The organism is Cupriavidus respiraculi, assembly GCF_914271545.1.
In the GTDB taxonomy this organism is placed as follows: domain Bacteria; phylum Pseudomonadota; class Gammaproteobacteria; order Burkholderiales; family Burkholderiaceae; genus Cupriavidus; species Cupriavidus respiraculi.
Window position 1 is genome coordinate 260,706 of the sequence record NZ_CAJZAH010000003.1, and the last position, 14,081, is coordinate 274,786.

A 14,081-nucleotide genomic window follows, 5' to 3' on the forward strand; every position below is an offset into this window, starting at 1 on the left:
ATGGCAGTCGTTCCTCAAGCCAGCTTGGTCAGCAAGGTACGCAGCATGCCGATCATCTGGTCGATCTCTTCGCGCGTCACGTTCAGCGCGGGCATGAAGCGCAGCAGGTTGGGCCGCGGCGCATTGAGGAGCAGGCCGGTGGGCTGCATCTCGCGCGCTTCCTCGACCAGTCGCGGGCCGATGTCCTTGCCCAGCAGCAGCGCCCGCAGCAGGCCTTCGCCGCGCTCGCCGCCGAGGCCGAATTCCGTCGACAGCGCCAGCAGCTGCTCGCGCAGGTAGGCCGACTTCTCCTGCACGTCCTGCAGGAAGCCGGGCGCCGTCAATTGGGCGATCACCGCCGCGCCCACGGCGCACATCAACGGATTGCCGTTGTAGGTGCCGCCCTGGTCGCCGGCTTCGAAGCTGGCGACTTCCGCCTTGCACAGCAGGGCCGACAGCGGCACGCCGCCGCCGATGCCCTTGCCCAGCGTCATGATGTCCGGCTCCACGCCCGAGAGCTGATAGGCGAACAGCGTGCCGCAGCGGCCGCATCCCGACTGCACTTCATCGACGATCAACAGCAGCTTGTGCTTGTCTGCCAGCGCGCGCAGGCCCTGCATGAATTCGCGCGAGGCGGGGATCACGCCGCCTTCGCCCTGCACCGGCTCGAGCATGATGCCGACGGTCTTGTCGGTGATCAGCGCTTCCACGGAAGCCAGGTTGTTCAGTTCCGCTTTCGGGAAACCCGGCACCTGGGGGGCGAAGATCGTGTCCCAGCCCGCCTTGCCGGATGCGCTCATGGTGGCAAGCGTGCGGCCATGGAAGCTGTGGTCCATGGTGATGATCTCGAACGCGCCGCCCTTGTGCTTGCGCCCCCATTTGCGCGCCAGCTTGATGGCACCTTCGTTGGCTTCGGCGCCGCTGTTGGCGAAGAAGACCTTGTCGAAGCAGCTATGGTCGGTCAGCAGCTTGGCCAGATCGATCATCGGCTTGTTGTAGAAGGCCGGGCTGGGATTGATCAGCTTGCCGGCCTGCGCCACCAGCGCGTCCACCATGCCCTGGTTCGAATGACCCAGGCAGTTGACTGCCCAGCCCTGGACGAAGTCGAGATAGCGCTTGCCGTTATGGTCCGTCAGCCACGAGCCCTTGCCTTCGGTGAAGACGAGCTCGGGACGATTGGTGATGTACATCAACGATTGGACGGGATACTCAGCAAATGCCATGGCGGACTCCAGGGTCGGCGTGATACGAAATGGAAAGGAGAAACGGTTCGGACCGCGATCCAGTGCCCCGATACGCCGGAGCCAGGACCCAAAACAAAAAGCCACGGGGGTTGCCCGTGGCTTCGTGACCTGAACAGACGCTGTCGACGGTCAGCCGCGTGGCACCCTGGCGGGTAGCAACGTACGGAAGCTGCGTCGGACAATGGCGTGGTTCATGCGGGCAAATATAAGACGCATGCGCCCGGGTGTCAAAACGAAATGTGATGGACCCGGGCATTGTTGCGTGCGCGGAACGGCAGGGGCGCGGTCAGGACGCCGCCTGCGGGGCGGTGCCGGCGGGGTGCATGTCGGCCTCGGAGGTGAACGAGTCGGCGAAGAACGCGTCCTCGTGCAGATCGCAGCGGGCGACGAAGTCGCGGCGGGCGGCATCGACCATCACCGGCGCGCCGCAGGCATAGACCTCGAATCCGGACAGATCTGGCAGGTCCGCCATCACGGCCTCGTGCACGAAGCCCGCGCGGCCGTCCCACTCGTCCTCGGCCTGGGCGTTCGAGACGACCGGCACATAGCGGAAGTTCGGCAGGTCGCGGGCCCACTGCTCGCACAGCGCATGCATATACAGGTCGCGCGGCCGGCGGCCGCCCCAGTACAGCGTCATCGGCCGCGTGATACCGGTATAGGCGGCGTGCTCGACGATGGCCTTGACCGGCGCGAAGCCGGTGCCCGAGGCCAGCAGCACGACGGGCTTATCGGATTCTTCGCGCAGGAAGAAGCTGCCGAGCGGTCCTTCGAAGCGCAGGATGTCGCGCTCCTTCATGGCCGGCTGGCCCTCGCGGGCGCCGAACACGTAGTCGGTGAAGGCGCCGCCCGGCATATGGCGGATATGCAGTTCGATGGGACCTTCCGCATGCGGCGGCGTGGCGATCGAATAGCTGCGGCGCTTGCCGTCGCGCAGCAGGAATTCCACGTACTGGCCAGCCAGGTATTGCAGGCGCTCGGTGGCCGGCAATTGCAGGCGGGCGACGATGACGTCGTCGGCCACGCGCTCCAGGCTCGTCACGCGGCACGGCACTTTCTTGATCGGAATATCGCCGGCGCCATGGACCTCCCGGCATTCGATGGTGATATCGGTAGCGGCGGTGGCGCAGCAGAACAGGGCGCGGCCCTCGGTTTTCTCTTGAGCGGACAGGGCGGAGGCGGCATGATCGCCTTGCACGATGTCGCCGGCCACCACGCGGCCCTTGCACGAACCGCATGCCCCGTTCTTGCAGCCGTAGGGCAGACCCACGCTGTGGCGCAGCGCGGCGGCCAGAATGGTTTCGCCCGGGTCCGCGTCGAATTGGCGTCCGCTGGGCATGACTGTCACTTGATAAGCCATAATCACTCGATGAGCAAAAATCTGTCGCGACGTCGTCTGGGTCGTCCGCGCTTGTTGATCGTTGGATGCGGCGACGTGGGGACACGTTGCCTGCGCATGCTGTCGGCGCGTTTCCGCGTGTTCGCAGTCACCTCGCAGCCGGGTCGCCGCGCCGAACTGCGCGCGGCCGGCGGGGTGCCCCTGGTGGCGGACCTGGACCGGCCGGCCACGTTGTCGCGCCTGACCGGTCTCGCGGACCGGGTGCTCGACCTCGCGCCGCCGCCCGCACAGGGCGAGAAGGATCCGCGTACGCTGGCCCTGCTGCACGCGCTGCGCCGTACCGCCTGGCGTACCGCCGCTTGCGAACCCCGCATTCTACCCGAGGGGGCCAACCGCCGGCGCGGCCGCCGGACGGCCCGGCCGGCGCTGGTCTATGCCAGCACGTCGGGCGTCTATGGCGATCGGGGCGGCGCCCGGGTGGCCGAATCCCACCTGGTACGGCCGCAGACCGCCCGCGCGCGCCGCCGCGTGGCCGCCGAACAGGCGGTGCGCGGCTTTGGCGTGGCCAGCGGCTGGCGGGCCAGCATCCTGCGCGTTCCCGGCATCTATGCCGAGAACCGCCTGCCCACCGCGCGCCTGTCCAGGCGGACGCCGGCGCTGGTGCCGCAGGACGACGTGTACACCAACCATATCCACGCCCACGATCTCGCCCGCGCCATGATCGTGGCGCTGTTTCGCGGCCGGCCGCAGCGCGTGGTGCATGCCAGTGACGACTCCGAGCTGCGCATGGCCGATTACTTCGACCTGGTGGCGGACCGCCGCGGCCTGCCCCGGCCCCCGCGCCTGACGCGCGAGCAGGTGCGGCAGGCGGTGGAGCCGAATCTGCTCAGCTTCATGAGCGAGTCGCGCCGGCTGGACAACGCGCGCCTGAAGCGCGAACTGCGCCTGCGTCTGCGCTACCCGACCGTCGCATCCTTCTTCGATACCTGAGGCCGTTCCGCGGCCGGTGGCATGGCGTTTGCGTAGCAGCACGCACACCGTTCCTGTCTATACAGCATCGCGCCGAAATGCCCGAGCCCGGTGCGGACGGCCGAATGCGGTGCCCGGGGCCATGCGCTCGCGCACCATCAGGGGGCGTTTTTCCGGCCTTGAGCGCGGTTCTGGTGCCGGGCAACAAGGCGACGGCCGGCTTAGGGGTTTGCCCGCAGCCAGCCTTTGCGCGCCTTGACTTGTATATACAGGAACGTTAGATTGCCCGGAAACGATCGGCGCCGCACGCATGGCGCCGCCACGACCGGGCGACCGGCCGCGCCAAGCGGCCTTCGTTCGCATCACGCCAAAGGAGCCTACAGATGGGGATTCGCCTCGTTAGCGGTCTTGCGCGCACCGCGCTTGCCGCCGTCATCGTCGCCGCGGGAGCGGCGCATGCCCAGACCACCGAAATCGCGCTGGGCATGAGCGGCTGGACCGGCTTCGCGCCACTGACGCTTGCCGACAAGGCGGGCATCTTCAAGAAGAACGGGCTCGATGTCTCGATCAAGATGATCCCGCAGAAGGACCGGCACCTGGCGCTGGCCTCTGGCGCGATCCAGTGCGCCGCCACCACGGTCGAGACGCATGTGGCCTGGAACGCCAACGGCGTGCCGATCACGCAGATCGTGCAGCTGGACAAGTCCTACGGCGCCGACGGTCTGGCCGTGCGCGCGGACGTGAAGTCCTTCGCCGACCTGAAGGGCAAGACGGTCGGCGTGGACGCGCCGGGCACCGCGCCTTACTTCGGGCTGGCCTGGATGCTGAAGAAGAACGGCATGTCCATCAAGGACGTCAAGACCACCACGCTGTCGCCGCAGGCCGCCGCGCAGGCCTTCGTCTCGGGCCAGAACGATGCCGCGATGACCTACGAGCCGTACCTGTCGACGGTGCGCCAGAGCCCGGACAAGGGCAAGATCCTCGCCACGACGCTGGACTACCCGATGGTGATGGACACGCTGGGCTGCGCCCCCAAGTGGCTCAAGGACAATCCCAAGGCCGCCCAGGCGCTGGTCGACAGCTATTTCGAGGCGCTCGACATGATCCGCAAGGAGCCGGCCAAGTCCAACGAGATCATGGGCGCGGCCGTCAAGCAGACCGGCGAGCAGTTCGCCAAGTCGGCGGCCTTCCTGCGCTGGCAGGACCGCGAGGCAAACCGCAAGTTCTTCGGCGGCGAGCTGGCCGCGTTCAGCAAGGAAGCGGCCGCCGTGCTGCTGGAAATCGGCGTGATCCGCCAGGTGCCCGATGTCACGGCCCTGTACGACGCGCGCTTTCTGAAGTAACCGGGATACCGCTGCCATGACGCAAGCTCACATCGGCACCGGGCCGGCGACCCAGGCCCCCGCCGCGTCGACCGCCGCACCGGCGGTCGCACCGGCGCGGCGACGCCATCCGTGGCTGATGCCGCTGGTCGCGGTGTCGCCGCGCGCCCGCTGGGTGCTCGGCCTGTCGTTCTTCGTGCTGTTCTTCCTGCTGTGGGCCGCGGTCACGTTCGGCGGCCTGGTGCCGCGCACCTTCCTCGCCGATCCGCTGACCATGGCCAGGGAAGGGGTGCTGCTCTTTACCGAGTACAACTTCATCGCCGATATCGGCATGACGGTCTGGCGCGTGCTGGGCGGCTTCGTGCTGGCCGCGGTGCTGGCGGTGCCGCTGGGCATCTTCATGGGGGCGTACAAGGCGGCCGAGGCGTTCTTCGAGCCCTTCGTCTCGTTCTGCCGCTACCTCCCGGCGTCGGCATTCATCCCGCTGCTGATCCTGTGGGCGGGCATCGGCGAGACGCAGAAGCTGCTGGTGATCTTCATCGGCTCGTTCTTCCAGATCGTGCTGATGGTGGCCGTGACCGTGGGCAGCGCGCGCCGCGATCTGGTCGAGGCGGCCTATACGCTGGGCGCCAACAGCGCCGGCATCGTCAAGCGCGTGCTGATTCCCGGCGCGGCGCCCGATATCGCGGAGATCCTGCGGCTGGTGCTGGGCTGGGCCTGGACCTATGTGATCGTGGCCGAACTGATCGGCTCGTCCTCGGGCATCGGGCACATGATCACCGACAGCCAGGCGCTGCTCAATACCGGGCAGATCATCTTCGGCATCATCGTGATCGGCTGCATCGGCCTGATCTCGGACCTGCTGTTCAAGCTGGCCAACCAGCGCCTCTTTCCGTGGAGTTCGATCAAATGAGTGCGCTGTCCATCCAGCAGGTCTCGCGTACCTTCGTCAACCCGAATGGCGGCCAGACCCAGGCTCTGCTGCCGGTCGACTTCGAGGTGCGCGACAACGACTTCGTCACCATCCTGGGCCCGTCCGGCTGCGGCAAGTCCACGCTGCTGCGCATCGTCGCGGGCCTCGATTCACCCACGTCCGGCCGGGTGCTGCTCGACGGCCAGCCTGTCGTCGGTCCCGGCGCGGACCGGGGCATGGTGTTCCAGTCGTACACGCTGTTTCCGTGGCTGACCATCGAGCAGAATGTCCGCTTCGGCCTGCGCGAGCGGGGCATGAGCGCGGCCGAGCAGCGCGAGCGCAGCGACTTCTTCATCCAGCGGGTGGGGCTGCGCGGCTTCGAGCAGCATTTCCCCAAGCAGCTCTCCGGCGGCATGCAGCAGCGCACGGCCATCGCGCGGGCGCTGGCCAACGATCCGAAGATCCTGCTGCTGGACGAGCCGTTCGGCGCGCTGGACAACCAGACCCGCGTGCTGATGCAGGAACTGCTGCTCGGCATCTGGGAAGCGTCGCGCAAGACGGTGATGTTCGTCACGCACGATATCGACGAAGCCATCTTCATGGCGAACCGGGTTGCGGTATTCTCCGCGCGGCCGGGCCGCATCAAGAGCGAGATCGCGGTCGACTTTCCGCATCCGCGCCATTACACCATCAAGACCTCCCCGGAGTTTTCGCGGCTCAAGGCGCTGCTGACCGAGGAGATCCGCGCCGAGGCGATGGCCTCGGCGGAGCACTGACCATCATGACCACTGCCGCCGCGGCACGCCGCCCCACCTCCGCGCGCCACCCCCAGGACGCCACGCCCACTGCGCTGTACCAGCAGGTCAAGGAGTTCATCGCCCGCAATATCCAGAGCGGCGCGTGGCAACCCGGCGATCGCGTGCCGTCGGAGCAGGAGCTGGTGAGCCGCTTCGGCGTCTCGCGCATGACGGTCAACCGCGCGCTGCGCGAGCTGGCCGAGCAGGGCAGGGTGGTGCGGGTGGCCGGCGTCGGCACCTTCGTGGCCGAGCACAAGCCGCAATCGACGCTGCTGTCGGTGGTCAACCTGCAGGACGAGATCCGCATGCGCGGCCACGATTACGCCTGCGACGTGATGCTGGTCGAGCGGGCAGCGGCCTCCATCGAGGTGGCGGCGGCGCTGGACCTGCGCACCGGCGAGTCGGTGTTCCACTCGGTGTGCGTGCATCGCGAGGACGGCGTGCCGGTGCAACTGGAGGACCGCTACGTGAATCCGCGCGTCGCGCCCGACTTCATCAACCAGGACTTTGCCGGCGTCAAGCCGGGCGAATACTTGCTGCGCCATGTGCCCTACGATCAGGTGGAGCACGTGGTGGACGCGGTGGCGGCCACGGCCGAGCAGGCCGGCATGCTCGAGATGCCGGCCAGCCAGCCGTGCCTGCTGTTGACGCGGCGCACCTGGACAGCCGGCACGCCGGTGACCTTCGTACGCTGCCTGCATCCGGGCAACCGCTACCGGCTGGGCAGCCGCTTCCGCGCCGACGGCAACCCCGCGTTCGGCTAGGCGCCGCCGCGCCCTGGCCGCCCATAAATCTGCTGCCGGCAGATGGCGTGGGCAAAACGAACTGGTTTAGACTGAGCTGTATAGACAGGAACATACAAATGACAGCACACTCCAACGATTCCCGCTCCGCGACCCCAAGTCCCCTTCTGACGCTGGTGCCGGGCCAAGTCACGTTGGCCGACCTGCGCCGCATCTACCGTGGCGAGGTCCGGCTGGCGATGGACGAATCCGCCTGGCCCGGCGTGCGCGCGGCGCAGGCCACGGTGCAGCAGATCATCGACACCGATGCCGTGGTCTACGGCATCAACACCGGCTTCGGCAAGCTGGCGCAGACGCGCATCCCGCATGACAAGCTGGCCGAACTGCAGCGCAATCTGGTGCTGTCGCACAGCGTCGGCACCGGGCCCGACCTGGCGCCGGACACCGTGCGGCTGATCCTGGCGATGAAGGCCGTCAGTCTTGCGCGCGGCCACTCGGGCGTGCGGCCCGAACTGATCGAGGCGCTGCTCGCGCTGGTGAACCACGGCGTTACCCCGTGCATTCCGGCCAAGGGCTCGGTCGGCGCGTCCGGCGACCTGGCGCCGCTGGCGCATATGTCTTGCACGCTGATCGGCGTGGGCGAAGCGATGATCGACGGCCGCCGGGTGCCGGCCGCCGAAGGCATGGCGCATGCCGGGCTGGACGTGTTCGCGCTGGGCCCCAAGGAAGGGCTCGCGCTGCTCAACGGCACGCAGGTTTCCACCGCGCTGGCGCTGGCTGGCCTGTTCGCCGCCGAGGACGCCTTCGCCGCCGGGCTGGTGGCCGGCGCGCTGTCGCTGGAGGCGATCAAGGGCTCGGTCAAGCCGTTCGATGCGCGCATTCACGATGCGCGGGGGCAGGCGGGGCAGATCGAGGTGGCCACGGCGGTGCGGGCGCTGCTGGACGGCAGCGAGATACTGGAATCGCACCAGACTTGCGGCCGCGTGCAGGACCCGTATTCGATCCGCTGCCAGCCGCAGGTCATGGGCGCGTGCCTGGACAACCTGCGCCACGCCGCGCGCATCCTGCGCATCGAGGCCAATGCCGCCTCCGACAATCCGCTGGTGTTCCCGCAGCAGGGCGATGTGGTCTCGGGCGGCAACTTCCACGCCGAGCCCGTGGCCTTCGCGGCCGACATCATCGCGCTCGCGCTGGCGGAGATCGGCGCCATTTCCGAACGCCGGCTGGCGCTGCTGCTCGATACCGGGCTGTCCGGCCTGCCGCCGTTCCTCGTGCGCGACGGCGGCCTGCATTCGGGCTTCATGATCGCCCAGGTCACCGCGGCCGCGCTGGCCTCGGAGAACAAGTCGCTGGCGCATCCGGCCAGCGTGGACAGCTTGCCCACCTCCGCCAACCAGGAGGACCATGTGTCGATGGCCACCTATGGCGCGCGCCGGCTGGGCGACATGGCACAGAACACCGCGGTGGTGGTCGGCATCGAGGCGATGGCCGCGGCGCAGGGCATCGAATTCCATCGGCCGCTGAAATCCTCGCCGCTGCTGGAGACCGAGCTTGCCCGCATTCGGGAACGCGTCGATTTCGTCGAAGGGGACCGTTACCTCGCGCCGGATATCGAGGCGATGAAGCAATGGGTGGTGCAGGGCGACGCCGGCGCGGGATGGCCGCAGGCGGTGCGCGCGGTGCTGCCGACGCAGGTCGGGGTATAGCAAGGCTTCCGGGTGAGGGGGAACGACCGCAACAGCGGCGCCCCCAACCAACGGCACAAGCAGAGAGCGAAACGAAACGAAGCGCAAGGAGATCCAGACATGAACGCCAACGAACAGCAATTCGCCCAGGCCGCACAACACGCCCGCGGCCGCCGCGAGATCCGCGCGCCGCACGGCACGCAGCTGCACTGCAAGAACTGGCTGATCGAAGCCGCCTATCGCATGATCCAGAACAACCTGGACCCGGACGTCGCCGAGCGGCCGCAGGACCTGGTGGTCTACGGCGGCATCGGCAAGGCCGCGCGCAACTGGGAATGCTTCGATGCCATCCTGGACAGCCTGCGCCGGCTCGGCGAGGACGAATCGCTGCTGGTGCAGTCGGGCAAGCCGGTGGGCATCTTCCGCACGCATGCCGACGCGCCGCGCGTGCTGATTGCCAATTCCAACCTCGTGCCGCACTGGGCCAACTGGGACAAGTTCAACGAACTGGATCGCGCCGGCCTGATGATGTACGGCCAGATGACCGCGGGCTCGTGGATCTACATCGGCACGCAGGGCATCGTGCAGGGCACCTACGAGACCTTCGTCGAAGCCGGCCGCCAGCACTACGACGGCGATCTGGCCGGCAAGTGGATCCTGACCGCGGGCCTGGGCGGCATGGGCGGCGCGCAGCCGCTGGCCGGGGTGCTGGCGGGCGCGTGCGTGCTGGCGATCGAATGCCAGGAGTCGCGCATCGACTTCCGGCTGCGCACGCGCTATCTCGACAGGAAGGCCACCACCATCGACGAGGCGCTCGCCATGATCGCGGAAGCCACGGCGAAGAAGGAGGCCATCTCGGTGGGGCTGCTGGGCAACGCCGCGCAGATCATGCCCGAGCTGGTCAAGCGCGCGCAGGCGGGCGGCATGCGCCCGGACCTGGTCACCGACCAGACCTCGGCCCACGACCTCGTCAACGGCTACCTGCCGGCGGGCTGGACCGTCGAGCAATGGGAGGCCGCGCGGCAGTCGGACCCGAAGTCGGTCGAAGCCGCGGCGCGTCCCTCCATCGTGGAGCACGTGCGTGCCATGCTGGCCTTCCAGCAGATGGGCGTGCCCACGCTGGATTACGGCAACAATATCCGCCAGGTGGCGTTCGACGAGGGCGTGGCCAACGCGTTCGACTTCCCCGGCTTCGTGCCGGCCTATATCCGGCCGCTGTTCTGCCGCGGCAAGGGTCCGTTCCGCTGGGTGGCGCTGTCCGGCGACCCGGAAGACATCTACAAGACCGACGCCAAGATGAAGGAGCTGTTCCCCGACGACAAGCCGCTGCACCGCTGGCTCGACATGGCGCGCGACCGCATCGCCTTCCAGGGCCTGCCGGCGCGGATCTGCTGGGTGGGACTGGACGAGCGCCACCGCGCGGGGCTGGCCTTCAACGAGATGGTCAAGTCGGGCGAGCTGAAGGCGCCCATCGTCATCGGCCGCGACCACCTCGACTGCGGCTCGGTGGCGTCGCCCAACCGGGAGACCGAGGCCATGCGCGACGGCTCGGACGCGGTGTCGGACTGGCCGCTGCTCAATGCGCTGCTCAATACCGCCGGCGGCGCGACGTGGGTCAGCCTGCACCATGGCGGCGGCGTCGGCATGGGCTTCTCGCAGCATAGCGGCGTGGTCATCGTCTGCGACGGCACCGAGGCCGCGGCCCGCCGCATCGAGCGCGTGCTGTGGAACGACCCGGCCACCGGCGTGATGCGCCACGCCGATGCGGGCTATGACATCGCCATCGACTGCGCGCGCGAAAAGGGCCTGGATCTGCCGATGGTGAAGGGCGCATGACGGCATCGCCCGCGCGATATTTCTCGCTGGCGGCGCTGACGCCTGCGCCCTGGAAGAACGGCGGCGGCGTGACGCGCGAGATCGCCGCCATGCCGCAAGGCGCCGGCATGGGGGACTTCGACTGGCGCATCAGCGTGGCCGACATCGCGGCCGATGGTCCCTTTTCCGCGTATCCCGGCATCGACCGGCAGATCGTGCTGCTCGAAGGCGCGGGCGTGCGCCTGCGCGCGGATGACGGCCGCTTCGACCATCGCCTGGACCGCGTGGGCGAGCCGTTCGCCTTCGCGGGCGAGGCCGGCGTGCACGCCAGCCTGCTCGACGGCCCGACGCGCGACTTCAACGTGATGACACGGCGCGGCCGTACGCGTGCCCGCGCGTGGTCGGTCCGGGAAGCCGTGGCCGTGCCCGGCGGGACGCAGGCCACCGTGATGCTGGTGATCGCCGGCGAGTGGCACGGCGACGTGCAGGCGTCCACGATGCCGATGCGCCCGGGCGACGGCCTGGTGCTCGGCCCCGGCGCGCCTCTGCATCTGCGGCCCGCGAGCGCCGAATCCCATTGCCTCCTCGTTACCCTCGATCTGGACGCAACACCATGACGCCATCCCCGAACGAAATGGCCGTGGCCGGCGCACCGTCGGCCGACGGCGTCTGGCATCGCTGCCATCTGCTACCCGATGCCGACCCGGCGCGCGCCATCCGCGACGCGGCCCTGGTGGTCGAGCAGGGTCGGATTGCGTGGCTGGGACCGGAAGCCGAGCTGCCGCCCACCTATGGCGCGCTGCCCCGGCACGACGCAGGCAATGCGTGGATCACGCCCGGCCTGGTCGACTGCCATACCCATCTGGTCTACGGCGGCCAGCGCGCCGACGAGTTCGCCATGCGGCTGGCCGGCGCGAGCTACGAGGAAATCGCGCGCGCCGGTGGCGGCATCGTGTCCACGGTGCGCGCCACGCGCGCCGCGGACGAGGACACCCTGTTCGCGCAGGCGGCCAGCCGCCTTGCACCGCTGCTGGCCGAGGGCGTCTGCGCCATCGAGATCAAGTCCGGCTACGGGCTGGACCTGGACGCCGAGCGCAAGCAGCTGCGCGTGGCGCGCCGGCTGGGCCAGGCGTTCGGCGTGGCCGTGCATACCACTTTCCTGGGCGCCCATGCGCTGCCGCCCGAGTACGCCGGCCGCGCCGATGCGTATATCGATACGGTGTGCGACACCATGCTGCCCGCGCTGGCCGCCGAAGGGCTGGTCGATGCAGTCGATGCCTTCTGCGAATCCATCGGCTTCTCGCCGGCGCAGACCGAGCGCGTGTTCGAGGCCGCGCGGCGGCACGGCCTGCCGGTCAAGCTGCATGCCGAGCAATTGAGCAATCTGGGCGGCGCCGCGCTGGCCGCGCGCCATCGCGCGTTGTCGGCCGACCATCTGGAGCATCTGGACGAGGACGGCGTGCGCGCCATGGCCGAGGCCGGCACGGTGGCCGTGCTGCTGCCGGGCGCCTACTATTTCCTGCGCGATACGCATCTGCCGCCGCTGGACCTGCTGCGTCGGCACGGCGTGCCGATCGCGATCTCGACCGACCACAACCCCGGCACGTCTCCCGTCACTTCGCTGCTGCTGATGATGAACATGGCCTGCACGCTGTTCCGCATGACCGTCCCGGAGGTGCTGGCTGGCGTCACGGTCCATGCCGCGCGCGCGCTCGGCGCGGCAGACCGCCATGGCGTCCTCGCGGTGGGCCGCGCCGCCGATTTCGCGGCCTGGAACGTGCAATCGCCGGCCGAACTGGCCTACTGGTTCGGCCGCAACCCGCTCGCCGTGGCGGTGCGGCAGGGCCGCGTGTTTCCCGCGGCCGCCGCCGGGCAAGGAGAGCGCCGATGAGCGACAACCACCTGTTCGCGCCGCAGGCGCTGCTGCCTTCGGGCTGGGCCCGCGACGTGCTGCTCGCCTGGGACACCGAGGGCGTGCTGACCATCGTCCAACCGGAAGCCCGGCCGCCGGCGCACGTCGACCGTGCGGCGGGCCCGGTGCTGCCGGGCATGCCGAACCTGCATTCGCATGCGTTCCAGCGCGGCTTCGCGGGGCTGACCGAATACCGCAGCGCCGCCGACGACTCGTTCTGGAGCTGGCGCGACCTGATGTACCGCTTCGCGCTGCGGCTCTCGCCCGATACGCTGGAGGCCATCGCCACGCAGCTCTATGTCGAGATGCTGCGCGCGGGCTATACCAGCGTGTGCGAGTTCCAGTACGTGCATCACGATCCCGCGGGCAAGCCCTATGCCGATCCCGCCGAGATGTCGCTGCGGCTGCTGCGCGCGGCCGAACGCACCGGCATCGGCATCACGCTGCTGCCGGTGCTGTACCAGGCGTCCGGCTTCGGCGGCCAGGCGCCGCAGGACAATCAACGGCGCTTCCTGCACGACACCGACGCGATGCTGGCCTTGCTGTCCCGTCTGGCGCCGCTGTGCACGGGCAGGGCGCGGCTCGGGCTGGCTCCGCATTCCCTGCGCGCAGTGCCGCGCGAAAGCCTGCAGGCGGCGGTGGCGGGACTGCACCGGCTCGACGCGACGGCGCCGGTGCATATCCATATCGCCGAGCAGCAGCGCGAGGTCGACGAGTGCATCGCCTGGTCGGGCACGCGCCCGGTCGCATGGCTGCTCGATCATGCCGAGGTCGATGCACGCTGGTGCCTGGTGCACGCGACGCATATGGATTGGGACGAGCGCCGCCGCCTCGCCCACAGCGGGGCGGTGGCCGGCATCTGCCCGACCACGGAGGCCAACCTGGGCGACGGCGTGTTCGATGCCGCGCCGTATCTGGCGCAGGCCGGCGCCTGGGGTATCGGCTCGGACAGCCATGCCAGCGTCAGCGTGGCCGAGGAACTGCGGCTGTTCGAGTATGGCCAGCGGCTGGCGCTGCAAAAGCGCAATGTGCTCGCGTCCGATACCGACCCGCAGGTGGCCGACCGGCTCTATCACGATGCGGTGGCCGGCGGGGCGCGCGCCGCCGGGCGTCCGGTGGCGGGCCTCGCCGCCGGGCAACAGGCCGATTTCGTCGTGCTCGACGGCTCCCATCCCGCGCTTGCCGGGCTGTCCGGCGCGCAGGCGCTGGCTGTCCACGTCTTCACCAATCACGGGCATGAGACACTAGCGCAGGTCCGCACCGCCGGGCGCGTGCGCGTGCACCACGGCGCCCACGCCCTGCAGGCCGAGGCCGGCCGCGCGTTCGCCGCCGCCCGCGCCAGCCTGCTTGCCGACTGATCCTACAA

Annotated in this window: 12 protein-coding genes; 10 read left to right on the top strand and 2 right to left on the bottom strand. The window is 69.1% G+C overall.

Annotation, left to right across the window (positions count from 1 at the left end):
• Positions 1-14 precede the first annotated feature (14 nt).
• Positions 15-1,202, bottom strand: a complete 1,188-nt coding sequence (locus tag LDO27_RS16290) for an acetylornithine transaminase (RefSeq protein WP_224042757.1) — start codon at positions 1,200-1,202, stop codon at positions 15-17.
• 307 nt (positions 1,203-1,509) lie between these two features.
• Positions 1,510-2,580, bottom strand: a complete 1,071-nt coding sequence (locus tag LDO27_RS16295; protein ID WP_224042758.1) for a CDP-6-deoxy-delta-3,4-glucoseen reductase — start codon at positions 2,578-2,580, stop codon at positions 1,510-1,512.
• 9 nt (positions 2,581-2,589) lie between these two features.
• Between LDO27_RS16295 and LDO27_RS16300 the strand changes: the two genes are divergently transcribed.
• The 10 genes from LDO27_RS16300 (at position 2,590) to LDO27_RS16345 (ending at position 14,073) form a co-directional block, all read left to right on the top strand.
• Positions 2,590-3,549, top strand: a complete 960-nt coding sequence (locus LDO27_RS16300; RefSeq protein ID WP_224042759.1) for an NAD-dependent epimerase/dehydratase family protein — start codon at positions 2,590-2,592, stop codon at positions 3,547-3,549.
• A 362-nt stretch (positions 3,550-3,911) separates the two neighbouring features.
• A complete protein-coding gene (locus LDO27_RS16305; RefSeq protein WP_224042760.1) occupies positions 3,912-4,871 on the top strand; it encodes an ABC transporter substrate-binding protein in 960 nt (319 codons plus the stop codon).
• Between the two features lie 16 nt (positions 4,872-4,887).
• Entirely contained in the window at positions 4,888-5,763 is an 876-nt protein-coding gene (locus tag LDO27_RS16310; protein WP_224042762.1) for an ABC transporter permease, read from the top strand.
• Positions 5,760-6,539: an ABC transporter ATP-binding protein gene (locus LDO27_RS16315; RefSeq protein ID WP_222208181.1), complete on the top strand. Its 780-nt coding sequence runs from the start codon at positions 5,760-5,762 to the stop codon at positions 6,537-6,539. Before LDO27_RS16310 ends, LDO27_RS16315 begins: the two co-directional genes overlap by 4 nt.
• 5 nt (positions 6,540-6,544) lie before the next feature.
• On the top strand, positions 6,545-7,324 hold the full coding sequence (gene hutC / locus LDO27_RS16320; protein ID WP_222208179.1) for a histidine utilization repressor: 780 nt from the start codon (positions 6,545-6,547) through the stop codon (positions 7,322-7,324).
• A 98-nt stretch (positions 7,325-7,422) separates the two neighbouring features.
• Entirely contained in the window at positions 7,423-9,009 is a 1,587-nt protein-coding gene (gene hutH / locus LDO27_RS16325) for a histidine ammonia-lyase (RefSeq protein WP_224042763.1), read from the top strand.
• A 99-nt stretch (positions 9,010-9,108) separates the two neighbouring features.
• Complete coding sequence (gene hutU / locus LDO27_RS16330) at positions 9,109-10,824, top strand: urocanate hydratase (protein WP_224042764.1); 1,716 nt, start codon at positions 9,109-9,111, stop codon at positions 10,822-10,824.
• Positions 10,821-11,420, top strand: a complete 600-nt coding sequence (locus LDO27_RS16335) for a HutD/Ves family protein (RefSeq protein WP_224042766.1) — start codon at positions 10,821-10,823, stop codon at positions 11,418-11,420. The genes hutU and LDO27_RS16335 overlap by 4 nt, the downstream gene beginning before the upstream one ends.
• Positions 11,417-12,694: an imidazolonepropionase gene (hutI, locus tag LDO27_RS16340; RefSeq protein WP_224042768.1), complete on the top strand. Its 1,278-nt coding sequence runs from the start codon at positions 11,417-11,419 to the stop codon at positions 12,692-12,694. Before LDO27_RS16335 ends, hutI begins: the two co-directional genes overlap by 4 nt.
• A complete protein-coding gene (locus LDO27_RS16345; protein ID WP_224042769.1) occupies positions 12,691-14,073 on the top strand; it encodes a formimidoylglutamate deiminase in 1,383 nt (460 codons plus the stop codon). Before hutI ends, LDO27_RS16345 begins: the two co-directional genes overlap by 4 nt.
• Positions 14,074-14,081 lie beyond the last annotated feature (8 nt).

What these genes read in the sequence shown, in the direction of transcription:
- LDO27_RS16290 (WP_224042757.1), bottom strand. Translation starts at nt 1,202, where the DNA reads ATGGCATTTGCTGAGTATCCCGTCCAATCGTTGATGTACATCACCAAT.
- LDO27_RS16295 (WP_224042758.1), bottom strand. Translation starts at nt 2,580, where the DNA reads ATGGCTTATCAAGTGACAGTCATGCCCAGCGGACGCCAATTCGACGCG.
- LDO27_RS16300 (WP_224042759.1), top strand. Translation starts at nt 2,590, where the DNA reads ATGAGCAAAAATCTGTCGCGACGTCGTCTGGGTCGTCCGCGCTTGTTG.
- LDO27_RS16305 (WP_224042760.1), top strand. Translation starts at nt 3,912, where the DNA reads ATGGGGATTCGCCTCGTTAGCGGTCTTGCGCGCACCGCGCTTGCCGCC.
- LDO27_RS16310 (WP_224042762.1), top strand. Translation starts at nt 4,888, where the DNA reads ATGACGCAAGCTCACATCGGCACCGGGCCGGCGACCCAGGCCCCCGCC.
- LDO27_RS16315 (WP_222208181.1), top strand. Translation starts at nt 5,760, where the DNA reads ATGAGTGCGCTGTCCATCCAGCAGGTCTCGCGTACCTTCGTCAACCCG.
- hutC (WP_222208179.1), top strand. Translation starts at nt 6,545, where the DNA reads ATGACCACTGCCGCCGCGGCACGCCGCCCCACCTCCGCGCGCCACCCC.
- hutH (WP_224042763.1), top strand. Translation starts at nt 7,423, where the DNA reads ATGACAGCACACTCCAACGATTCCCGCTCCGCGACCCCAAGTCCCCTT.
- hutU (WP_224042764.1), top strand. Translation starts at nt 9,109, where the DNA reads ATGAACGCCAACGAACAGCAATTCGCCCAGGCCGCACAACACGCCCGC.
- LDO27_RS16335 (WP_224042766.1), top strand. Translation starts at nt 10,821, where the DNA reads ATGACGGCATCGCCCGCGCGATATTTCTCGCTGGCGGCGCTGACGCCT.
- hutI (WP_224042768.1), top strand. Translation starts at nt 11,417, where the DNA reads ATGACGCCATCCCCGAACGAAATGGCCGTGGCCGGCGCACCGTCGGCC.
- LDO27_RS16345 (WP_224042769.1), top strand. Translation starts at nt 12,691, where the DNA reads ATGAGCGACAACCACCTGTTCGCGCCGCAGGCGCTGCTGCCTTCGGGC.